Genomic DNA, 22,137 nt, shown 5'->3' on the forward strand with positions numbered 1-22,137 from the left:
TTTAGTTGATTTCACAGTTGCAAATTTCCCTTTTTTCAGCGACAGCAATTTGTTGCACTCTACGAGCATATTGTTCAAAAAGTCGATAAGTAACCCTATTTAACAAGGAAACGACTCTATTTATTATTCAAATAGGTATATTCGCTCTCAAAAAACGACAAGAGACTATGACACACGATTCGACTCTCAACACGCTGAACTTAAACATGCTGCCCTTCAACGAGCAAACCTGCGCCTACCATAACGAACTGTTTCTGGCCGACAACTTCGACGCCCCCAATCACCTACCCGACCTGCTGAACAATCCCGAGATTCTCGCCTTCATCACCTCACCCTACCCGTTTAAAGTACAGTTTGCCATGATGCACCTTTGCCTCGACGGTTACATAAGAATCAGTCAGAACCTGAAAGAGCATACGTTGCAGCGTAATTGCCTGCTTATTGTCACACCAGGCTCTATCGGGCAGTGTCTCGAGATTTCGCCCGACTGCCGCATAGCCATCATTGCATTTGCCACCGTCAACAATTTGCCCGAAGGTAACCCGCAAAGCGCCCTTATCATGCGCAAGTTCCTCATCGACAACGCCATGTTGCAACTCTCCGACCGAGAGATGGGCGAGATGATAGGGTTCTATCACCAAATACGCCAACAGCTTGTTCAACCCGAAAGACTCTTTACTCACGAGATTATCAACAGTTACATACAAATATTCTATTACAGCTTATGTCAACTGATGAGCCCCTATATCGAGCAGCAAGATACCCAGTATGTTTCGCGCAAGAAACAGATTTTCGACCAGTTTACCCTCTTGCTCAGGCAGCACTATACCCAGGAGCGGAGCATCGGCTTCTATGCCGACCAGCTGTGCCTAACTCCCAAATATCTATCGCAAGTCGTACGAAATTTCAGCGGCAGGCATGCCGGCGAATGGATTCGCGACTATGTCATTCTCGAAGCGAAAGCGCTGTTGAAAAGCGGGCAATACAATGTACAGCAAGTGAGCGACATGCTCAACTTTGCCAACCAATCGTTCTTTGGCGCTTATTTCAAAAAAGCCGTGGGCTGCTCGCCGTCGGCCTATCAAAATTCATAGCATCAAGGCTTTTTCACTCACACACAAACCGCACCGGCATCTACCTCGCTCATACATAGTACGATTCTATCCCCCACACCTCGCCGGACAGATAGAATCGCCGGACTCTCTTTTACCTAAAAAATACCAATTTCAACTTTTTTTTACTAAATTGTAGGTATTGCCCGCCCTAAACCGACCCTCTAATTTTGCATTGGAAATCAAAAAAAGAGAATCCATGCAAAGAAAAATCCTATGGCTCACGACAGCCTTGCTGCTCCCCCTGTCGGCAGCGGCGCAAAACAATATAACATCAGATGCCGCAGCAGAGGCGGCTCCGCTTCCAGACTCAAAGAGAGAACAATTGAAAGCCGAACTGAAAACCGAAATTCTGGAAGAACTCCGCCGGGAATCTTCGACCGAGGCTCAACCGGCCAGTCCCCGCAAACCCCGCCTCACCATAGGGGGATATGGCGAAGCGGTAGCCTCGCGCAACTTTTTCAGCGACGACTACAAGAAATATCAAGACGCTCATCTGCATAAAGGCGAAAGCCACGGGCGGTTCGACCTGCCTCATGTCGTCATCTTCCTCGGATATGACTTCGGCCGGGGCTGGAGTATGGGTAGCGAAATCGAGTTTGAACATGGCGGAACCGAAAGCGCCGTTGAAATCGAAGAGGAGGAAGCCGGCGAATACGAGTCGGAAATCGAACGTGGCGGCGAAGTCGCCCTCGAACAGTTCTGGATTCAAAAAAGTTTCTCGCCCGCTCTCAACCTGCGCATGGGGCACATCATCGTACCGGTAGGCGCGACCAACATGCACCACATGCCCACCGAGTTCTTCGGAGTCTACCGACCCGAGGGTGAAAACACGATCCTCCCCTGCACCTGGCACGAGACGGGCATCAGCCTGTGGGGCATGCTGGGGCGGCAGTGGCGCTACGAGGTGATGTTCCTGCCGGGCCTCGACTCCGACCGCTTCAACAGCAAAGGGTGGATACACGACGGAGCCGGGAGTCCCTATGAGTTCAAGATAGGAAACGCCTATGCCGGCGCTTTCCGCATCGACAATTTCTCGGTACCGGGATTGCGCCTGAGCGTGAGCGGATACGGCGGCAACAGCTTTTCCAATACGCTCTACCCACAAACCAACAGCCGCTACAAGGGGGTGAAAGGCACGGTGCTCATCGGAGCTTTCGACTTTGCCTATGACGCCCACAACTGGATTGTGAGGGGAAATTTCGACTACGGGCACCTCTCCGACGCTGATATGATTACCGCCTTCAACGGCAGTATGTCGGCCTCGTCGGTATCGGCCAAACAGGCCGTCGCCTCCGACGCCATAGCCACCGGCATCGAGGCGGGCTACAACTTTTTCTCGCTCTCGCCCACCCTGCAGGCCCGGGGACAGAAGTTCTACCTCTTCGGCCGCTACGAATACTACGACTCGATGTTCAAGACCCCGGCCCGCGTGCAGCACTACAAATGGTGCGGACGCCAACGGCTGGCCGCCGGCATCAACTACTGCCCCCTGAAGTCGATTGTCATCAAGGCCGAGTACAGCATCGGGCTGCTCAATGCCAACTCCTACACCTATACCGACTCCAGCGGTGCCACCTGCATCGGCCACTACAACAACGAGCCCGCCGTGTCGATAGGCATCGCCTACTCGGGGGTATTCACGCGATAATCAAACCGTATTGTTTCAATCATAAAACCATTTATTACAATGAAAAGAGTTTTCAGAAATTCGTTACAACTATTTGCTTTGTCGGCCCTGCTGCTCGGCGGTGTGTCCTGCACGGAAGAAGAGAAAGATTTCTCTTGGGAAGAACAACGCGAAACCGAATTGCAGGCGGCGGCTACCGCTTTTGTCGAAAAGACCGTAATCCCCACCTACTCCTCGCTGGCCGATGCCAGCCTCGAACTGGCCGACCTCTGCGCCCAAATCGAAACCTCGGCTCTGGCCAACGCCTCGACCGACATCGCCGCCTCGGGCTCGTTGAGCGACGCTACAAAAGCCATTGTCGAGCAAGCCTGCTCCAAATGGTACGAGGCTCGCAAACAATGGGAGTTGAGCGAGGCATTCCTCTACGGGGCCGCCGGTGACTACAACATCGACCCGCACATCGACTCGTGGCCCCTCAATGCGACCGACCTGCAAGCCCTGCTCGACGACCCCGTGCGCATGGGCATGATGGACGCCGAGTATGCCGCCGGATTGGGCTACGGCCTGCTGGGATTCCATGCGATCGAGTACATGCTGTTCGACCACCAGATCGACGCCTCTTCGACTACGGGGAAAGCCCGTTCGGGCGCTTTCAACCGCAAAGAAGAACTGGTCTACCTCACCGCCGTGGCCGGCGACCTGGCCAACCAGTGCGTGCGTTTGGAAGCCTCGTGGAAAGGCTTTGACAACGTGTCGGCCGAGAAACAGACAATGCTTACCGAGGCCGAACTCGAACCCTCCTTCGACTATGGCGAGAGCATGAAAAACGCCGGTAAAGGAGGCAGTAAATACAAGAGCTACCTCGAAGCTGCCCAAGAAATTATCCAAGGCTGCTCGGACATCGCCGACGAAGTGGGTAACCAAAAGATAGGCCGCCCCAACGAGGCCGCGGCCGGAGCTTCGGAAGACCTCAGCTACATCGAATCGCCCTATGCCAAAAACTCCAAAGTCGATTTCTACGACAATATCGTCAGCATCAAGAACGCCTATCTGGGCATGAACGTGGGCGACCCGTCGGTGAGCAACTACCTGGCCAGCATCAACCCCACGGCCGACACAGCCGTACGCAATGCCATCGAGGCGGCATTGAACGCCATCGATGCAGCTCCAGCCCCCTTTGTCAACTACGCCGGCTCGCACAACGAGCTGTGGAAAAAGGCCACGACGGCTTGCAACGACTTGAAAAAGGCTCTCGACGAAGCACAATCGGCCATAGGACAATAAACAACACATAATTTCAAAAGCTATGAAATCTTATCCCTTTTTACTGGCTTTTGCAACGGCGGCGCTGTGCGTCGCCGGTTGCACAGATGACAACCCCGACGACACACCCCGTCCCGTTACACCGCAGTTGTCGGAAGAGTATTACACGGGCGGCCAGCTGGGTACCGCCTTCAACACCACCTCATCGGCCTTCGAACAACCGTCGGCCGCCGTCGAGAATGCCGGCATGAGCACCTCGTTCAAGAACGGTGAAGCCCTGTTTGAAAAGATTTTCACCCCGGCCGACGACGGGTCGGTTCGAGGCGGGTTAGGCCCCCTCTATATCCGCACTTCCTGCATGCACTGTCACCCGGGCTATGGCCACGGTAAACGGCAAGAAGGCTCTTTCAACGCTACCGAGATAGGCAACGGCTATCTGCTGGTCATCTACGACGATAACGACAACTATATCGCTTCGCTCACGGGCATGCCGCAACTCTTTGCCGTAGAGCCTTTCAAGGCGCCGATAAATCCGGATAAAATCAAGATTACCTGGAAATCGTACACCGACAGCTGGAACAACACCTTCCCCGACGGTACCACCTACGAACTCATCTATCCCGAGGTGGCCATTCCCGCCGACGCCTATTATGTAGACCTCATCACCACCGACGGCCGCACGCTGTCGCCCGACCAAGTGAATATCCGGCTCGAATCCACCATCGGTATCTACGGGACAGGGCTGCTCGACGCCATCGACGACGACGATTTGAAAGCCGAATATGCCAAACAGGAAAACGACAACTACTTCGAATTGAATCCCAAAATTTTCCAAAACGGCGAATGGGTGAGCCAATACAGCAACACCAAACCCAGCGATGGCGGTACGGGCGAGAAACACCCCTTCCGCTTCACCTACGCCCTTAGCCGGGGTCCCTTGCAAGACGCAGCCGGTGCTAACGCTATTTGGAACATCACCAACGTGACCCGCTCGAACCGTCGCTATCACTACATGACAACGGCATACGCCGAAAAGGCTTCGAAAGATCCCGAGGTACAAGCCCGGTTCTATGACTATTTTCCCGACCGGAAAACCGACGCCGGCGTCGAACAGGACATCTACAACTACCTGATGGCGACCGACCTCCCGGTAGAGATGAGCGACGAGTATTACACCGACTTGATGATATGGCACCGTGGATTGGCCGTGCCGGCTGCCCGCAACCTCGACGATCCTACCATACAACGGGGCAAACAACTCTTCACCGAAATGGGGTGCAGCTATTGTCACCGTCCCACTTGGACGACCGGCGACGACCATTACACCGACCCCAGCGGATTTTTCAACTACGGCAACGAGTTGCCCCGCTATCCTCATCAGAAAATATGGCCTTACTCCGACTTGGTACAACACCGGCTCCACATGCAGAACGACATACGCACCGGCTGGTGCCGCACCACGCCCCTGTGGGGTAGAGGCCTGCACCAGAAATGTACCGGTTCGTTCGAGAGCGACAGGCTGCACGATTGCCGCGCGCGCAATGTGATCGAAGCGATCATGTGGCACGGAGCGCCCGAAAGCGACGCCCGCCAATCGGTCGAGAAATTCCGGACATTGAGCAAAGAAGATCGTGATGCCGTGGTCAAATTCATCGACGCGATTTAACCGTCTGTGTGCTATAACATCACAAAACCTACGAAATGCCGGCGTACCGCACGTCGGCATTTCGAGGTATAAAGAAACCCTATCCCAAGAACGATGAAACTTCTCAAACGTATTACATTCGTCCTGCTGGCCGCCATACTGTGTGTACTCACCGCGGCGACGATCATCGAAAAAGAGTTTGGCTCACCATTTGTCTCGCGCCATATCTACCAATCTCCCACATTCGTAGCCCTCTGGTTAACCTTTGCCCTCTCTGCGGCGATCTACCTCCTCCTCCGCCGTCGGGCATTGCGACCCGCCTCATGTCTGCTGCACATCGCCCTCCTCATCATTCTATGCGGAGCTTTCGTCACCTACCTGACCGGCCGGCAAGGCTCCCTGCACCTGCGATTAGGCGACAAACCCACCTCGGTATATCTCGACAACGAGGGGCGGGAAGAACAGTTGCCATTTGCTGTCGCCCTTGAAGAATTTCATATTGAATACTATCCGGGTACCCGGGCGCCCCTCGACTTCGTGAGTTGCGTAACCCTCATCGACGGTGACCAGACAAGGAGCGAGACGGTCGCCATGAACCGCATCGCCCGGTATCGGGGCTACCGCTTCTACCAATCGTCCTACGACTCCGACGGAGCCGGCACACGCTTGTCGGTGGCTCACGACCCGTGGGGTATCGCCATCACCTACACAGGCTATCTATTGCTGTTTTTGGCAATGGCCGCTCATCTCATCGATCGAATGGGAACTTTCCGCCGACTGCTACATAATTGCGCCCTGCGGGGAATCGGCCTCGGTACCGTAATCCTGCTTGCCTCCTTATTCCCGGCACAAGCCACCGAAACGGCTCCCCCCACCCTTCCCCGGGAACAATCATCACAACTGGGAGAGCTCTGTGTATATTACAACCAACGCATTTGCCCACTCTCCACACTGGCTCGCGACTTCACCACAAAGCTCTATGGAAAAAGCCGTTACCGTGGACTCACACCTGAGCAAGTTCTGGCGGGCTGGCTGTTCTATTACGACGAATGGAAACAAGAGCCCATGATCAAGATAAAAAGTCACGAAGCTCGGCGACTGTTGGGAATAGAAGGCCGATATGCCCGACTCACCGACTTCAACCGGGCACTGAGAGACTACACCGGAAATAGCGACAACCGGGGTGTGAACGAAGCCAACGAAAAATTCAACCTCGTGGCGATGCTTTGTACCGGCTCCATGTTGCAAATTTTCCCCTATCGGTTGAACGACACCCTACACTGGGCTTCTCAGGTCGATATACTCCCCCGTGAATTGCCTTACGAGCAAGGCGTATTTATCAGACAATCGATGAACTATGTAAACGAACTGGTCGCCAAACGCGACTACACCGCACTATCGCAGGTCTTCACCAAAATAAGCCGGTACCAGCAAAAGTGCTGTGGCGAAGATTTCCCTTCGGCGACCCGGCTGCAAGCCGAGCGACTCTATAACCGCATGAACTATTCGCTGGCTCTGGCCATACTCCTCATCATCACCGGGACGGCAGCCTTTGTCTACATATGCCGTCGTATCACCCGGGGAACCCCGGGATCGACTCTTGTGCGACGGCTATTGCCGGCAGGGATTGCTCTCGGTTTTATCTACCTCACAATCATACTGCTCCTGCGAGGCTACATCGCCGAGCACTGGCCTCTCTCCAACGGATTCGAAACCATGCAGTTCATGGCATGGTGCGCCTTGGGTATCACGATGCTGTGTTACCGTCGGTTCATACTGATCCTACCAGCCGGCTACCTCGTCGGCGGGCTGGCCATGATGGTCTCGATGATGGGCGAATCGAATCCCCAGATTACTCCGCTCATGCCGGTACTCACCTCGCCGTTGCTCTCAATACATGTTGTCCTCGTCATGGCCGCCTACACCCTGTTGGCCTTCGTCATGTTCAATGGCATAGCCGGCCTCCTACTATACCGGCGACACCCCCGGCAGTCCGAGCAATTGCAAGTCGTGGGGCGCATACTGCTCTATCCCGCTATATTCGCTTTGGCCGCCGGAATCTTTGTGGGAGCCATTTGGGCCAATATCTCGTGGGGCCGCTACTGGGGGTGGGACCCCAAAGAGGTATGGGCGCTTATCACATGGCTCGTCTACGCTTTGGCTCTACACACAGAATCGCTGCCCCTGTTTAGAAAGCCCCTCTTTTTCCACGGCTTTTGTGTGGCAGCCTTCTGTTGCGTACTCATCACTTATTTCGGAGTTAATTTCCTACTGGGAGGCATGCACAGCTACGCCTGACACTCCCCCCTCTCATACCCCACAAAAAGCAACGGCCGAGGAGCAAATCGCTCTTCGGCCGTTGTCTGTATGGAATAAGATTTTCGTTCGATCAGATACCCAGCATGCTGAGGTCGGCAAAGTAACCGTAAACACAGCTGGCAATACCCAGCAGCACGATGCCGGCTACACAAACCACGAGGCTCACACGCGATGCGTTGTCGCTGCGGAAGGCAGGAATCACGCACTCGTTCTCGGTGTTGATGAACATGGCCTTTACTACCAGCAGATAGTAGTAGAGCGAGATGATCGTATTCAACAAGGCGATGAGCACCAGAATATAGAAGCCCGAGTGGATGGCCGAAGCAAAGATGAAGAACTTGCTGAAGAATCCGGCAAAGGGAGGAATACCGGCCAGCGAGAACATGGCCAGCATCATGATTACACTCAGTTTGGGGTTGGTCTTGTACAAGCCGTTGTAGTCGTCCATGCTCAGCTTGCCGCTGTTACGCTCGATCGACGAGATAACACCAAAGGCAGCCAGGTTGGAGAAGATGTATACCAGCACGTAGTAAACCAAAGCCGTCATACCTTGAGCCGAACCCGAGATAATACCCAGCATGATGTAACCGGCTTGCGAGATAGACGAGAAGGCCAGGAATCGTTTCAGGTTCTTCTGACGGATGGCAAACAGGTTACCGATGGTAATCGTCAGTACAATCAAGGCCCACAGGATGCCCTGCCAGATAGCCGGGTCGAGGAAGAAGACCTTGTAGAGAACCAGCAACAGGGCAAAGGCAGCCGCACTCTTCGAGATAACCGACAGATAAGAGGTTACCTGCGTGGGAGCACCTTCGTAAACGTCGGCCGTCCACAAGTGGAAGGGAACCAGCGAAAGTTTGAATCCCATACCGGCCAGCACGAATACAATCGTGGCGATGAGCAGCGGCGTGCGGTTGGCCGAGATGGCTACGGCAATATCGCCGAAGTAGAGCGAACCCGAAACTCCGTAGAGGAACGAGAGGCCCAGCAGGAAGAGAGCCGACGAAAAGACAGCTGTAAAGAGGTATTTGGCACCGGCCTCATACGACTCGCTGTCTTTCTTGGTAATGGCGATGAGTGCAGCCATAGGCAGCGAAGCGGTCTCGAGCCCGATAAAGAAGAGCAGGAAGTGACCGGCCGAAACCATCAGGTACATACCGAAGAGGGTTATCAGCAACAATTCGTAGAACTCGCCCCGACGCACTTTCACATCGGGATTCTCGCTCCACGATACCGACTGCAGCAACACGATGAAGGTACCTATATTGAGCACGGTCTTTACCATCGAGGCCATGGGCGAAGTTTGATACATGCCGCCAAAAGCCGAGGTCGTCTCGACCGGTATGATGTTCCAGATCGTATGCAAGGCAAACAAGACACACGCTGTAATCGATAATCCTTTGAGGGTTTTCTTCCCGCCAAAGGTGTCTGCGAAAAATATCAGCAAGAATACAATCAGCAGCGATATTTCCGAGCGCATAACTAAAAACTGTGAATAATCCATATACTATATGATTAAAGAGCTTGAGACAACAAATTAGTAATAGGTTCTACACCTTCACGAATGAGGTCGGAAATCCAGTGCGGGAAGCTACCGATGGCAACCACACACACGATGAGTGTGATGACCGAGAGGCGTTCCCACCATTCGGCATCCTTCAACTCGCGATGATGCTCGTTTTGTACGGCACCATAGAGCAGTTTTCCAACCACGCGCAAAATATAAACCGCAGTAATCACAATCGAAGTACAAGCTACGATAGTCAGTACCCGATGGAACGTATCGGTATGCTCGAACGAGCCGACGAAGATGGTCATCTCGGCCACGAAACCGCTCAAGCCCGGCAGACCCAGCGAAGCCAAACCGGCAATCACGTAACCTACCGAGAGGAAAGGCATGATTTGCATCAAGCCGCCCATCTCGCGAATGTCACGCGTGTGGGTACGACCGTAAATCATACCGATGAGGGCAAAGAAGAGGGCCGTCATCAAACCGTGCGAGAGCATCTGCATCACGGCACCGGTCATGGCCGTCGTGTTGAGCATGAGGATGGCAAACAGTACCAGACCGCAGTGGCTTACCGAAGAGTAGGCGTTGATGTATTTCAAGTCGGTTTGAACGCAAGCGCTGAAGGCACCGTAAACCACGCTGATACCGGTCAAAATCAGGAATATCCAAGCCAGTTCGTTAGCAGCCTGAGGCATCAGGTAGATAGCTACGCGGAAGCAGCCGTAACCTCCCAGCTTCATCAGCACACCGGCGTGCAACATCGACACGGCCGTAGGCGCCGAAGCGTGACCGTCGGGCGACCAGGTGTGGAACGGGAACATGGCGCCCAGCACACCGAATCCCACGAAAGTCATCGGGAAGAGGAAGTATTGCCAGTTCATGGGGATATTGCCGTGCTCGGCGATTTCTACCACGTTCATCGAGTGGAGACCCGACTGGTAGTAGATACCCAGAATACCAATCATCAACAAGGCCGAACCACCCATCAGCATCAGGGTCAGCTTCATGGCCGAATAGTTTTTGCGACCGCTACCCCAAACGCCAATCAACAGGTACATGGGGATAAGAGCCACCTCGTAGAACATGAACATCGTGAAGAGGTCGACCGAGATAAAGAATCCGAATACACCGGTCGACAGCAGCATGAACCACAAGAAGAACTCCTTGGGCAGCGGGTTGATCTTCCACGAAGCGAAGACTCCGGCAAAGACAATAATAGACGAGAGCAGCAACATGGCCACCGATACACCGTCTACGCCCACGGCATAGTGGATATTGAGCGGCGCATACCACATGCGGCTGTCGGTGAACAACATCGTCGCTGTATTTCCAGCAGCGCGTTCGGCCAGAAACTCAACGAGAGTATATACGGACAACGCCAACAATAAGGTTGAACCAATAACCGCTACCGTTCGTATCTGTTTCATATCTCTTGAGATCCAGAGACCCAGCATCATCAAGAGAGGGATAAGCACAAATAATGATAGAAAATTCATATGTTTCTTTAATTTTTTATCGTTCAACCATCAGTTAAAAGCACATGGCCAATACGGCAATCAGCAATGCACCCATAATGAATACCCATACATACCACTGGATGTAACCCGACTGCAACTTGCGGATTCCGTAGGAAACACCGTTGGTCACGGTAGCCAACATATTCATCGTACCGTCGACGATGTGACGGTCGAACCAGGCAATGGGTCGGCAGATATGCTGGAAGATTACCTTGTGGGTAACCCACATGTAGAGTTCGTCCATATAGAAGCGGTGATAAGCGGCCGTGTGCAGAGCACGGAACTTGTCGGCCAGAGCTTTGGGTTTGGAGTTCTCCGAGAAGTACATCCAGGTAGCCAGCGCAATGGCGGCAACGGCCACGATGATGCTCGTCGTAGCTACCGACCAGTCGAGGTGAATGTGATAAGCCTCGCCGTTTACCGATACAAATTCGCCGAAGGGAATGAAACCGGCCACGCAGGTAACCAGAGCCAGGAATACCAACGGCAGATACATGGTGGCAGGAGCCTCGTGCGGTGTGTGGTGACCGTAGTCGGGTTTGCTCCACCAGAAGATGCGGTAGTACAACCGGAACATGTAGAAGGCGGTGAGACCGGCCACAGCCGTCATCCAAACGCCCCAAAGGGTGCTCTTTTCAAAAGCGGCCGTGAGGATTTCGTCCTTACTGAAGAAGCCCGAGAAGGGAGGAATACCGGCGATAGCCAAGCAGGCAATGAGGAAGGTGATGTGAGTCACCGGCATATACTTGTGCAAGTTACCCATGGCCGACATCTCGTTGGAGTGAACGGCGTGGATAATACAACCGGCACCGAGGAAGAGCAGAGCCTTGAACATGGCGTGCGTGAAGAGGTGGAACATAGAGGCCATGTAGCCGAGACCGGCGTGCAGGTCACTATCGAATGCCACACCCAGAGCCACCATCATAAAGGCGATTTGCGAGATGGTCGAGAAGGCAAGTACACGTTTGATGTCGGTTTGTACACAGGCAACGACAGCCGCATAGAGAGCCGTGATGGCACCCACCCAGGTAATGAGGTCGAGCACCTCGGGCACGGCGCAATACATGGGGAAGAGCCGGGCTACCAGATAAACACCGGCTACCACCATGGTGGCGGCGTGGATCAGGGCCGATACGGGAGTAGGACCCTCCATGGCATCGGGCAACCAAATGTGCAACGGGAACATGGCCGACTTACCGGCACCACCCATGAAGATGAGTGCCATGGCCCAGGCGGCTACCGAGCAACCCATGAAGGTCATGCCGGCCGTCTCGGTTACCAGCGACGTGGGATTCGACATCAGCGTCTGGAAGTCGAACGTCTGGGTAAAGAACGAGAGGATAAGGATACCGATCAGGAAGCCCAAGTCGGCAAAACGGGTCACGATAAAGGCCTTTTTCGAAGCCGATACCGCAGCCGGTTTCGTATAGTAGAATCCGATAAGCAGGTAAGACGAAACACCCACCAGCTCCCAGAAGATATACATCTGGAAAATGTTGGTAGCTACCACCAGACCCAGCATCGAGAAGCTGAAGAGCGACAGGAAAGCGTAGTAACGCTGGAAGCCCTTCTCGCCGTGCATGTAGCCCATACTGTAGATATGAACCATGAGCGAGACTGTCGTAATCACAACCAGCATCATCACCGAAATAGGATCGAGCAAGATACCCAGATCGATATGCAGGTGCTCGGTAAAGCGCAACCACTCAAAATTGACCGGCTGCAAGGTTTCAAAAACGCCTTCGGCATTGCGCGGCATAGTAAAATAGTTGAACGCTACCACATAGGCCAGCACGGCCGTTACGGTCAGCCCGAGGGTTCCCAGAATACCGGCTACACGCTCGCTCAACTTATGCCCCACAAGTCCCAGAAAGAGGAACATGCAAAGCGGGAGTAAAAGTATTATCACTGAATATTCCATATCGATCAATATTTCATTTTATCAAGGTTATGCACGTCAACATTCCGGATGTGGCGGAAGATGTTGATAATGATCGCAATGGCAAGCGCTGTCTCGGCAGCGGCAATACCTATTGCAAAGAGGGTGAAAAAGAATCCCTCCAATGCCTCGGGAAAAAGGTAACGGTTGAACACCACAAAGTTGATGTCGGCCGCATTGAGCATCAATTCGAGCGAAATGAGCATCGCCAGCATATTCTTACGCGTAACGAACCCGTAAACCCCGGCAAAAAACATGATGGTACTTACCACCAAATAGGCAATCATTGGTATTTCCATAGTTCTTATCTTTTACGGGCAATCATAATGCCACCGATGATACAAGCCAATAACAACACACTGAGCGCTTCGAAGGGCAACAGGTACTGGAACTTGTCCATTCCCATGAGAGCATGTCCTATCACCTTCATGTCTACCTCGCCGGTGATGACACTGGTGAGCGGTTTGGTGAAGAACGGATAGGTGAGCAGCGTATAGCCGCACACGATTGCACCGAATATCGAAGCTATGAGCCCGACCACGCGTTTCTTCGGGGTAAGCAACTGCGCCTTGTCGCCGGGATGACTCGTCAACAAGATCGAGAAGACAAACAGCACTACAATACCACCGGCATAGACGGCTAACTGTACTGCTCCCAAGAAGGTGAAGTCAAGCTGAAAGTAAATACCGGCTGTCGCAAACAGAACGAACAGGAGGTACGTGGCTGCCCGCAAAATGCGTCGCGTGGTGACTGTCAAGATCGAGCACACCACGATGACCAATGCCAGCAAGCCAAAAATAACTTGATTTGCTATTTGTTCCATAATGTTAATCTATTATTTTTCGGTTGGGTTATCGGTATGATTGAGAATCTTCACCAGTTTCTCGCGCCGGAATACGGCGTGTTCAAATTCGTTGGTGAACTTGATGGCATGGTGAGGACATGTAGTCACACACATCTGACAGAAGGTGCAACTGCCCAGGTCATACACATATTTATCTAACACTCGCTTGGTCTTACCATCTTCGGTGGTAATCTTCGACGCCTCGATCTTAATCGTCCCGTTGGGGCAATTCATCTGACAAATACCGCAAGCCACACATTTGTGCTGCCCGTTTTCATCGTAAATCAAGGTCAACGTACCTCTGAAACGCTCGGGGATTTTCAAGGTCGCCCGGTTTTCGGGATACTGTTCGGTAACTTTCCGGCTCAAGAAGTATTTACCGGTAACCCCCATTCCTTGAAGAAGGCTCAGCAATCCTTTCCAGAAAGATGTCATGTAATTTTTTAAACTTCCCATAAATTTCTTTATAGAACTCTTATTTTATTAGTTAACACTATGGTTTATTTCGTTCGTCAAAAAGAGCCTGGCACACCAAGCTCCCAATCTCGATATATCAATCTTGTGCGCCTTGTCCTCCTGCAATATCCAACAACTCGGAAGTAATGCTTTGCTGACGCAACTTGTTGTATTCCAGCTGCAAATCGTCCAACAATTCTTTTGCATTATCGTTTGCCGACTGCATGGCCATCACCCGTGCCGCCTGTTCCGAAACCCGGTTCGAACTGATAGCTTCCTGCATATTTGCCAAGACATAAAGCGGCAGTACCTCATTATAGATGGTATTCACATCGGGCTCGAACAAGTAGGGCTTATTGCGCTCGAGCTTCTCGCCGGTAACCAAGTCGCCGGCCGAGATAGGCAATAGCTTGCGCGTAGCCAACAGTTGTTTACTGGCACTCTTGTAATGGGTATATACGACCTCAATTTCGTCGATTTTGCCTGCCAGGAAGTCGCGGGTAAGTTCGCTCGTGAAACGGGCAATCTCTTCGCCCGAACTCTTGGCCGTCATGTAATCGACTACGGCAATCTCCACACCCTTGCCCACCAGTTTACGGGCAAATTGAGAGGCTTTCTTTCCTACCGGATAAACAACAAACATCACGGAATTACCGGCCTCTTCACGCCCCCGGTTTATCAGCTCGAGTGTGCGTTTAAACAGATTCATGTTGAATGCGCCACACAATCCCTCGTCCGAACTGAGCAAGACTACGGCCCTCCGCTTCACGGGACGTGCCTCGGTGAGCGGAGAACTGTATTCTGCATCGGCAGAAATAAGATGATTGATAGTACGCTGAATCTGATCCCGGAACGGCCGAACACGGCGCAAAGCCATATCGGCTTTGTGCATCTTGGCCGACGAAATCATCTTCATCGCACCGGTTATTTTTTCGGAAGAAGCGACCGAGCCGATTCTTCCTTTCAAGTCGCGCATTGATGCCATAGTTTATGCCTTAAATCGGTTAGCCACCTCGGTAGCGACTTCGGTCATCAGGGCGGCAACCTTGTCGTCGAGATGTCCTATACGCAGTTCGTCCAGGACCTCGTGGCTATATTTTGATTTCAATATCTGCAAATACAATTTCTCAAATTCGGCTACCTTCTCGAGGGGTACATTGTGCAACAGGCCTTGCGTACCGCAATAGATGATGGCAATCTCCTCCTCGACAGGTATCGGCGAGTATTGGGGCTGAATGAGGATTCGCTCGTTCTTGCGACCCTTGTCGATGGTCATGGCCGTTACGGGGTCTACATCGCCACCAAACTTGGTGAACGACTCGAGCTCGCGGAACTGGGCCTGGTCGATCTTCAGGGTACCGGCAATCTTCTTCATGGCCTTCACCTGAGCATCGCCACCTACACGCGATACCGATATACCTACGTTGATAGCGGGGCGCACACCCTGGTTGAAGAGGGCGGTCTCCAGGAATATCTGACCGTCGGTAATCGAAATTACGTTGGTAGGAATATAGGCCGATACGTCGCCGGCTTGAGTCTCGATGATAGGCAATGCCGTGAGCGAACCGCCACCTTTTACCATCGGTTTCAAAACCTCGGGCAGGTCGTTCATCGAAGCGGCAACCTCGTCGTTGTCGATAATCTTGGCTGCACGCTCGAGCAGACGGGAGTGCAGATAGAAAATATCGCCCGGATAGGCTTCACGACCCGACGGACGGCGAAGAATCAGCGAAATTTCACGATAGGCCACAGCCTGTTTCGAGAGGTCGTCGTAGATGACCAGAGCGTGACAGCCACGGTCTCTGAAGTATTCGCCGATAGCGGCTCCGGCAAACGGTGCATAGTAGCGCATCGCAGCCGAGTCGGAGGCGTTGGCCGCCAACACAACCGTATAGTCGAGCGCGCCATGCTCCCGCAACGTATTGACCAAGGCAGCTACCGACGAGGCTTTCTGTCCGATAGCTACATAGATACAGTACAAGGGGTCGCCGTTTTTGTAATTTTCTCGTTGGTTGATAATCGTATCGATGGCGATAGCCGTTTTACCGATCTGGCGGTCGCCGATAATCAACTCACGCTGTCCGCGGCCTATGGGCACCATCGAGTCGATGGCCTTGATACCGGTCTGCAAAGGCTGGTTCACAGGCTGACGGAAGATTACACCCGGAGCCTTGCGCTCGAGGGGCAATCGGATGAGATCGCCCTGGATAGGCCCTGCACCGTCGATAGGTTCACCCAACGTGTTGATAACTCGACCAAGCAAACCTTCGCCTACGGGCAGAGAAGCAATTTCGCCGGTACGGCGAGCCGTCATATTCTCGGTAACCTTATCGACATTATCGAGCAAAATGACACCCACATTACTCTCCTCCAGGTTCATGGCCACGCCGTGCACGCCGTTTTCAAACTCGATCAGTTCGTTGGAGCGCACATTGTCGAGCCCGTACACATGGGCCACACCATCACCGACTTCGAGAACAGTACCTACTTCTTCGAAATTGATTTTGGAATCGACCTCGTCGAGTTGTTTTTTCAATATATCCGATATTTCACTGGGTTTTATCATATCACTTGCTGTTTAGCAATTTCAAACGCAATTTTTTTAATTCACTATTGACCGAAGCATCTAATTGCATCGAATCTACGCGCAAAATAAATCCGCCGATAAGGGTGGGATCTATTTCATAAACAAATTCCAGCGTCTTGTCCGTTTGCTTTTTCATAAGGTCACCGATACGGCCCAGCACCTCTTTAGGCAAAGCGGTAGCCGTGGTTATCGTCACCCGGGCAATGTGATTGGCCCGACGGTAGATATCCTGATAGGCCAACCCGATAGACCTTACAAACGTTTCGCGACGGTTCTTGATAACTAACTGAACAAAACGGAGCAGGTAGTCGTCGGGCTTTTCACCGAAAGCCGATGACAACACCCGTACCTTGTCCGATGGAGATAGAGCCGGGTTACCCAATATCTTGGAAAACTCTGGATGTGTCTTGAAGGCATCATCAAAGCGTTTCATCTCTTCATAAATTGCCTCGGCTACACCATGTTCCCGGGCATATTTATAAAGAGCCTTCGCATATCTATTCGGTATTAACCCCTCGTTCATGTTCTATTAGTTTTGATTCTCAATTTCATTCAACAGTTTGTCGACCATTTCGACCTGGGTCTTGTCATCGGAGAGTTGCTTACGCACCATCTTCTCGGCAATTTGCAGGGCAAACTGGCTCACCTCGCGACGGAACTGGAGTTCCGACTCTTTGCGAGCCTGCTCGATCGACACGGCCGCAGCGTCCATCACTTTTTTAGCTTCTACCGAGGCAGCCTGACGAGCTTCTTCTATAATCTGAGTCTTCATCTGGGCTGCTTCGTGCAGAATCTCCATTTGTTGTTTCTGCGCTTCGACCAAAAGAGCTTTGGCTTCGGCCTGTGCGTTGTCCAGGTGCGATTTTGCCTCTTGGGCATACTCGACCCCTTTGTCAATGAACTCGGCTCGTTCGTCGAGGCTGCGCAAGATGTACGGCCAGCCAAACTTGGCGAGTATGACAAACAGGATGACGAAGACAACGAACATCCAGAATACCAACCCTATTTCGGGCGTGAACAGTTCCATATCTTATGATTAGATGAACAAGGACAGCACGCAAACGATTACAGCAAACAGGGCAACACCTTCGACAAGGGCTGCAATCACAATCATGTTGCTTCGAATATCGCCACTGGCTTCGGGCTGACGGGCAATAGCATCCATTGCCGACGAACCGATCTTACCGATACCTACACCGGCTCCGATAGCTGCGATACCAGCACCAATACATGCTCCCAATTTAGCCAGACTTGCGCCGGCTGCTGCTTGTAATAAAATCATTCCTAACATAATGTTTGTTGTTTAGAGATTATACACTTATTTTATTTTTCTACTTTTTCTGTTTTTCCTTCATGATGCCCCTCGACCTGTGCCAACGAAATGAACAGCGTCGAAAGCATCGTAAATACATAGGCCTGGATAAACGATACCAGGGTGTCTATCATCAGCATGAAGAGCGAGAAGAGCACCGATATGACGGTTATGCCGCCTACGACCACGGCACCAAAAGCGCCGAAGATAAAGATGAGCGAAATGAGCGACAGGATAATCATGTGACCACCCATCATGTTGGCAAAGAGACGGACCATGAGGGCCGCCGGTTTGGTGAAGATACCAAACACCTCGATGAGCGGCATGATGGGAAGCGGGAACTTCAACCACAGAGGCACATCGGGCCAGAAGGTCTCTTTCCAGTACTCCTTGGTTCCTTTCACATTCACCACGATAAAGGTACACAAGGCCAACACCATGGTGACGGCGATATTGCCTGTCAGGTTGGCTCCACCGGGGAAGATGACTATCAGCCCCAGCAGGTTCATCAACAAGATGAAGAAGAATATCGTAAGCAGGTAGGGGGCAAAACGGGGTGCCTTGTCGCCCAGCGTGCTCTTGATGACTCCCGTATAGATAAACTCGATGAGGAACTCGATGGCTCCTACCCCCTTACGAGGTGCCTTGTAGTGCTTCTTCTTGTACCAGCGAGCTACCGAGAGCACACACCAGAGGCACAACAGAGCGGCGATAATCAGGGCCAACACGTTTTTCGTAATCGACAAATCGAGCGGCCGGTAACGGTTGCCCTGGTCGTCGACACTCTCGACCTTGCCCTTGTTGGGGCCGTCTTGAGCAATATAGAAACCCTCGTACTGCTGCCCGTGTTCGAGACGGCTCGACCAGAAGATGTTCCAGTCGCCCTTATAGTCTCTCACAATAACCGGAAGCGAGATCTTGTGCTCGTGCGAGAAAGGCAACTCCCAGCTATATTCATCGAGCAGGTGCTTAAAAATCGTCTCTTTCGGGTTAAAGGCTTTCTCCTCTTCCGTGCCGCTCGTCTCTTGAGCCGACAGGTTGAACGAAAAGGCCATCAACAAAAAAGCTACTATGTATGCGATTTGTTTTCTCATCTCTTTTTACTCCAGCAATTACCGTATGCACACAGCCACACGGTTGTTATCCACATCGACAAACCCGCCACCGACAGGTACCGAATGACGTTCGCCTGCCGTCACATATTCAATGGTACCGGCATCGAGCGTCGAAATCAGCGATGCATGATTTTCAAGAACGGTAAACGAACCTTGGGCACCCGGCAAGGTGACCGATTCGACCTCTCCCTGGAAAAGGATTTGTTCCGAAGATATAATTTCAAGTACCATAATTCATTCCTCTTTTTAGTGAGCCGCTTGGGCCTGCTCCAACAATTTCTTACCCTTGGCAATAGCCTCGTCGATCGTACCTACGTTCAAGAAGGCTTGCTCGGGATACTCGTCCATCTCGCCGCTGAGAATCATCTTGAAACCGCGAATCGTCTCCTCGAGCGGAACCATCACACCGGGCACGCCGGTAAACTGTTCGGCTACATGGAAGGGTTGCGAGAGGAACCGTTGTGCTCGACGAGCCCGGTTTACCACCAGCTTGTCCTCGTCAGACAACTCGTCGACACCCAGGATAGCGATAATATCCTGCAACTCGTTGTAGTGCTGCAACAACTGTTTCACGGCCTGAGCCACCTGATAGTGCTCCTCGCCCACGATATGGGGGTCGAGAATACGCGAGGTCGACTCCAGCGGGTCTACGGCCGGGTAGATACCCAGCTCCGATATTTTACGGCTCAACACCGTAGTTGCATCCAGGAAGTTGAAGGTCGTGGCCGGTGCGGGGTCGGTCAAGTCGTCGGCCGGCACATAAATGGCCTGAACCGAAGTGATAGATCCCTGCTTGGTCGAGGTGATACGCTCTTGCAATTTACCCATCTCGGAGGCCAGCGTCGGCTGATAACCTACGGCCGAAGGCATACGGCCCAAAAGCGCCGACACCTCGGATCCGGCCTGAGTGAAACGGAAGATGTTGTCGATAAAGAGCAGAATCTCTTTACCACCGCCATCGGAGTCGCGGAATTGCTCGGCAACCGTCAAACCGGCCAGAGCCACACGCAAACGGGCTCCCGGCGGTTCGTTCATCTGGCCGAACACCAAGGTGGCCTGCGACTGGTTCACCTGACCCATATCGACATCCTGCAGATTCCATTCGCCACGAGCCATACCCTCCTCGAACTTCTTGCCATACGACATGATACCCGATTCGATCATCTCGCGCAAGAGGTCATTACCTTCACGAGTACGCTCACCTACACCGGTGAATACCGAGAATCCGTTGTGTCCCTTGGCAATGTTGTTGATAAGTTCCTTAATCAGCACGGTCTTACCTACACCGGCACCACCGAACAAACCGATTTTACCACCCTTCGAATAGGGTTCGAGCAAATCGATTACCTTGATTCCCGTATAAAGTATCTCGGTACTGATAGAGAGGTCGTCAAAAGCCGGAGCCTCCTGGTGTATCGATTTCAATTCGGTATAATCCAGAGCAGGAAGATGGTCGATCGTCTCGCCCAACACATTCATCAAACGCCCTTTTAACTGTGATCCCGTAGGCATTGACAAGGGCCGTTGCAAGTCGATTGCTTTCATACCGCGTACAAGACCGTCGGTAGAATCCATTGCGACGCAGCGTACCGTATTTTCACCGATATGTTGCTCCACTTCGACAATCAGGTCGGAGCCGTTTTCACGCTCGATTTTCAGTGCAGCATAAATAGGCGGCACGTCGTTACCTTCGCCTTCGAAGGTGACATCGACAACCGGCCCGATGACCTGCGTGATATATCCAAATTTATCTGCCATAGCTTTACCTCTATTATCAGTATTATATTTTATCCATTAAAAGTGCAGCCCGTAAATCACGATGAGCACCATTACAAAGAGATTTATCAAGTTCAGCGGTAACAAGTATTTCCACTCGAGACGCAACAGCTGGTCGATTCTCAAACGAGGGAAAGTCCACTTGAACCAAATGATTATAAACGAAATCACAATGGCTTTACCAAAGAACCAAACCACCGACGGGATATAGTCCATAACGTGGTTGAAGCTCTCCCATCCGGGAATATGCAACGGCATCCAACCTCCCAGGAAGAGCAGCGAGGCTACACCCGAAACAATGAACAGGTTCAAATACTCGGCCAGATAGAAGAAACCGAAGTGGATACCCGAATACTCGGTGTGATAACCTGCCGTCAACTCACTCTCGGCCTCGGGCAAGTCGAACGGGCCACGGTTGGTCTCGGCCGTACCGGCAACCAGGTAAATGAGGAAAGCCACGATGGCGGGGATATGACCCGTGAAGATGAACCAGCCGTTGTTCTGTGCCTCGACGATACCGGTAATCGACATCGTACCGGCAAAGACTACCATCGTCAACACCGACAACCCGATGGAGAGCTCATAGCTCACCATTTGAGCACCGCTTCGGATGGCACCGATCAGGGTGTATTTGTTGTGGCTCGACCAACCGGCCAGCAGGATACCCAGCACGCCAATCGACGATACGGCTATCAGGAAGAAGATACCGATGTTGAAATCGATCACCTGCAACCCTTTACCGAAAGGCAAGCAGCCGAAGGCCAACATCGAGGCCACAATAACCAGATAAGGAGCCAGATTGAACAGGAACTTATCGATGTGGTTCAACGAGATCAACTCTTTGATCAGAATCTTGAACATATCGGCCACGCTCTGGAATATACCGTAGGGGCCTACTCGATTGGGACCCAGACGGCATTGGAAGAAGGCGCACACCTTACGCTCGAAATAGATGTAGAACAGGGCCAACACCGCATACAACAGCAGCAGCGCCACGCCTACCAGTACAAATTCAATCAGCAAAGCTCCCCAGCCGGGCATTACACTCCTCAACAAATTATCTATCCAGTGGGTAACTATCGAAAAGTCGAACATAACTTATTCTTTAATTT

20 protein-coding genes are annotated in these 22,137 nt (G+C 52.3%); 5 read left to right on the forward strand and 15 right to left on the reverse strand.

Features of this window, described 5'->3' with window-relative positions; translation table 11 throughout:
- The first annotated feature begins 167 nt into the window (after positions 1–167).
- From Q1K76_RS04030 to ccsA, 5 genes are all read left to right on the forward strand, one after another.
- Positions 168–1,094 (forward strand): helix-turn-helix domain-containing protein, encoded by a 927-nt coding sequence (locus tag Q1K76_RS04030; RefSeq protein WP_300131235.1) that lies wholly within the window; start codon positions 168–170, stop codon positions 1,092–1,094.
- A gap of 217 nt (positions 1,095–1,311) precedes the next feature.
- The gene (locus Q1K76_RS04035) at positions 1,312–2,763 is read left to right on the forward strand and encodes an autotransporter outer membrane beta-barrel domain-containing protein (RefSeq protein ID WP_300131237.1); all 1,452 of its coding nucleotides are present in this window, start codon (positions 1,312–1,314) and stop codon (positions 2,761–2,763) included.
- Positions 2,764–2,802: 39 nt separating this feature from the next.
- Positions 2,803–4,026 (forward strand): imelysin family protein, encoded by a 1,224-nt coding sequence (locus Q1K76_RS04040; RefSeq protein WP_300131239.1) that lies wholly within the window; start codon positions 2,803–2,805, stop codon positions 4,024–4,026.
- A gap of 22 nt (positions 4,027–4,048) precedes the next feature.
- On the forward strand, positions 4,049–5,671 hold the full coding sequence (locus Q1K76_RS04045) for a di-heme oxidoredictase family protein (RefSeq protein ID WP_258327522.1): 1,623 nt from the start codon (positions 4,049–4,051) through the stop codon (positions 5,669–5,671).
- Between the two features lie 93 nt (positions 5,672–5,764).
- Positions 5,765–7,948, forward strand: coding sequence for a cytochrome c biogenesis protein CcsA (gene ccsA, locus Q1K76_RS04050; RefSeq protein WP_300131241.1), 2,184 nt, complete (start codon positions 5,765–5,767; stop codon positions 7,946–7,948).
- Between the two features lie 91 nt (positions 7,949–8,039).
- Here ccsA and Q1K76_RS04055 read toward each other — a convergent pair whose 3' ends face one another.
- The 15 genes from Q1K76_RS04055 to nuoH form a co-directional block, all read right to left on the reverse strand.
- Positions 8,040–9,473 carry an NADH-quinone oxidoreductase subunit N gene (locus Q1K76_RS04055; protein WP_300131243.1) on the reverse strand — a complete coding sequence of 478 codons (1,434 nt, stop codon included), beginning with the start codon at positions 9,471–9,473 and terminating at the stop codon, positions 8,040–8,042.
- A gap of 11 nt (positions 9,474–9,484) precedes the next feature.
- Positions 9,485–10,975: a NuoM family protein gene (locus Q1K76_RS04060; RefSeq protein ID WP_087408860.1), complete on the reverse strand. Its 1,491-nt coding sequence runs from the start codon at positions 10,973–10,975 to the stop codon at positions 9,485–9,487.
- 34 nt (positions 10,976–11,009) lie between these two features.
- Positions 11,010–12,917: an NADH-quinone oxidoreductase subunit L gene (nuoL, locus tag Q1K76_RS04065; protein ID WP_087408947.1), complete on the reverse strand. Its 1,908-nt coding sequence runs from the start codon at positions 12,915–12,917 to the stop codon at positions 11,010–11,012.
- A 5-nt stretch (positions 12,918–12,922) separates the two neighbouring features.
- Entirely contained in the window at positions 12,923–13,234 is a 312-nt protein-coding gene (gene nuoK, locus Q1K76_RS04070) for an NADH-quinone oxidoreductase subunit NuoK (protein ID WP_241147835.1), read from the reverse strand.
- A 5-nt stretch (positions 13,235–13,239) separates the two neighbouring features.
- Positions 13,240–13,758, reverse strand: a complete 519-nt coding sequence (locus Q1K76_RS04075) for an NADH-quinone oxidoreductase subunit J (protein ID WP_258327521.1) — start codon at positions 13,756–13,758, stop codon at positions 13,240–13,242.
- Positions 13,759–13,770: 12 nt separating this feature from the next.
- Positions 13,771–14,235, reverse strand: a complete 465-nt coding sequence (locus tag Q1K76_RS04080) for an NADH-quinone oxidoreductase subunit I (protein ID WP_087408863.1) — start codon at positions 14,233–14,235, stop codon at positions 13,771–13,773.
- A gap of 97 nt (positions 14,236–14,332) precedes the next feature.
- Positions 14,333–15,220 (reverse strand): ATP synthase F1 subunit gamma, encoded by an 888-nt coding sequence (atpG, locus tag Q1K76_RS04085; protein WP_300131248.1) that lies wholly within the window; start codon positions 15,218–15,220, stop codon positions 14,333–14,335.
- Positions 15,221–15,223: 3 nt separating this feature from the next.
- Complete coding sequence (gene atpA, locus Q1K76_RS04090; protein ID WP_300131251.1) at positions 15,224–16,801, reverse strand: F0F1 ATP synthase subunit alpha; 1,578 nt, start codon at positions 16,799–16,801, stop codon at positions 15,224–15,226.
- Between the two features lies 1 nt (position 16,802).
- Entirely contained in the window at positions 16,803–17,345 is a 543-nt protein-coding gene (locus Q1K76_RS04095; protein WP_087408866.1) for a F0F1 ATP synthase subunit delta, read from the reverse strand.
- 6 nt (positions 17,346–17,351) lie between these two features.
- Positions 17,352–17,849, reverse strand: coding sequence for a F0F1 ATP synthase subunit B (gene atpF / locus Q1K76_RS04100; protein ID WP_087408867.1), 498 nt, complete (start codon positions 17,847–17,849; stop codon positions 17,352–17,354).
- Between the two features lie 9 nt (positions 17,850–17,858).
- Complete coding sequence (gene atpE / locus Q1K76_RS04105; RefSeq protein ID WP_087408868.1) at positions 17,859–18,113, reverse strand: ATP synthase F0 subunit C; 255 nt, start codon at positions 18,111–18,113, stop codon at positions 17,859–17,861.
- Positions 18,114–18,145: 32 nt separating this feature from the next.
- A complete protein-coding gene (atpB, locus tag Q1K76_RS04110; RefSeq protein WP_087408869.1) occupies positions 18,146–19,228 on the reverse strand; it encodes a F0F1 ATP synthase subunit A in 1,083 nt (360 codons plus the stop codon).
- Positions 19,229–19,246: 18 nt separating this feature from the next.
- Positions 19,247–19,480, reverse strand: coding sequence for an ATP synthase F1 subunit epsilon (gene atpC, locus Q1K76_RS04115; RefSeq protein WP_087408870.1), 234 nt, complete (start codon positions 19,478–19,480; stop codon positions 19,247–19,249).
- Between the two features lie 15 nt (positions 19,481–19,495).
- Positions 19,496–21,007, reverse strand: coding sequence for a F0F1 ATP synthase subunit beta (gene atpD / locus Q1K76_RS04120; protein WP_087408871.1), 1,512 nt, complete (start codon positions 21,005–21,007; stop codon positions 19,496–19,498).
- 36 nt (positions 21,008–21,043) lie between these two features.
- On the reverse strand, positions 21,044–22,120 hold the full coding sequence (nuoH, locus tag Q1K76_RS04125) for an NADH-quinone oxidoreductase subunit NuoH (protein ID WP_087408872.1): 1,077 nt from the start codon (positions 22,118–22,120) through the stop codon (positions 21,044–21,046).
- Positions 22,121–22,137: the final 17 nt, after the last annotated feature.

The organism is uncultured Barnesiella sp. (assembly GCF_946496565.1).
In the GTDB taxonomy this organism is placed as follows: Bacteria; Bacteroidota; Bacteroidia; order Bacteroidales; family Barnesiellaceae; genus Barnesiella; species Barnesiella merdigallinarum.

Coding starts and splice junctions, on each gene's coding strand:
- nuoK (WP_241147835.1), bottom strand. CDS start 13,234: ATGGAAATACCAATGATTGCCTATTTGGTGGTAAGTACCATCATGTTT.
- Q1K76_RS04035 (WP_300131237.1), top strand. CDS start 1,312: ATGCAAAGAAAAATCCTATGGCTCACGACAGCCTTGCTGCTCCCCCTG.
- Q1K76_RS04045 (WP_258327522.1), top strand. CDS start 4,049: ATGAAATCTTATCCCTTTTTACTGGCTTTTGCAACGGCGGCGCTGTGC.
- atpF (WP_087408867.1), bottom strand. CDS start 17,849: ATGGAACTGTTCACGCCCGAAATAGGGTTGGTATTCTGGATGTTCGTT.
- nuoL (WP_087408947.1), bottom strand. CDS start 12,917: ATGGAATATTCAGTGATAATACTTTTACTCCCGCTTTGCATGTTCCTC.
- Q1K76_RS04060 (WP_087408860.1), bottom strand. CDS start 10,975: ATGAATTTTCTATCATTATTTGTGCTTATCCCTCTCTTGATGATGCTG.
- atpA (WP_300131251.1), bottom strand. CDS start 16,801: ATGATAAAACCCAGTGAAATATCGGATATATTGAAAAAACAACTCGAC.
- Q1K76_RS04075 (WP_258327521.1), bottom strand. CDS start 13,758: ATGGAACAAATAGCAAATCAAGTTATTTTTGGCTTGCTGGCATTGGTC.
- Q1K76_RS04030 (WP_300131235.1), top strand. CDS start 168: ATGACACACGATTCGACTCTCAACACGCTGAACTTAAACATGCTGCCC.
- Q1K76_RS04095 (WP_087408866.1), bottom strand. CDS start 17,345: ATGAACGAGGGGTTAATACCGAATAGATATGCGAAGGCTCTTTATAAA.
- atpD (WP_087408871.1), bottom strand. CDS start 21,007: ATGGCAGATAAATTTGGATATATCACGCAGGTCATCGGGCCGGTTGTC.
- ccsA (WP_300131241.1), top strand. CDS start 5,765: ATGAAACTTCTCAAACGTATTACATTCGTCCTGCTGGCCGCCATACTG.
- Q1K76_RS04080 (WP_087408863.1), bottom strand. CDS start 14,235: ATGGGAAGTTTAAAAAATTACATGACATCTTTCTGGAAAGGATTGCTG.
- atpG (WP_300131248.1), bottom strand. CDS start 15,220: ATGGCATCAATGCGCGACTTGAAAGGAAGAATCGGCTCGGTCGCTTCT.
- atpC (WP_087408870.1), bottom strand. CDS start 19,480: ATGGTACTTGAAATTATATCTTCGGAACAAATCCTTTTCCAGGGAGAG.
- atpE (WP_087408868.1), bottom strand. CDS start 18,113: ATGTTAGGAATGATTTTATTACAAGCAGCAGCCGGCGCAAGTCTGGCT.
- atpB (WP_087408869.1), bottom strand. CDS start 19,228: ATGAGAAAACAAATCGCATACATAGTAGCTTTTTTGTTGATGGCCTTT.
- nuoH (WP_087408872.1), bottom strand. CDS start 22,120: ATGTTCGACTTTTCGATAGTTACCCACTGGATAGATAATTTGTTGAGG.
- Q1K76_RS04055 (WP_300131243.1), bottom strand. CDS start 9,473: ATGGATTATTCACAGTTTTTAGTTATGCGCTCGGAAATATCGCTGCTG.
- Q1K76_RS04040 (WP_300131239.1), top strand. CDS start 2,803: ATGAAAAGAGTTTTCAGAAATTCGTTACAACTATTTGCTTTGTCGGCC.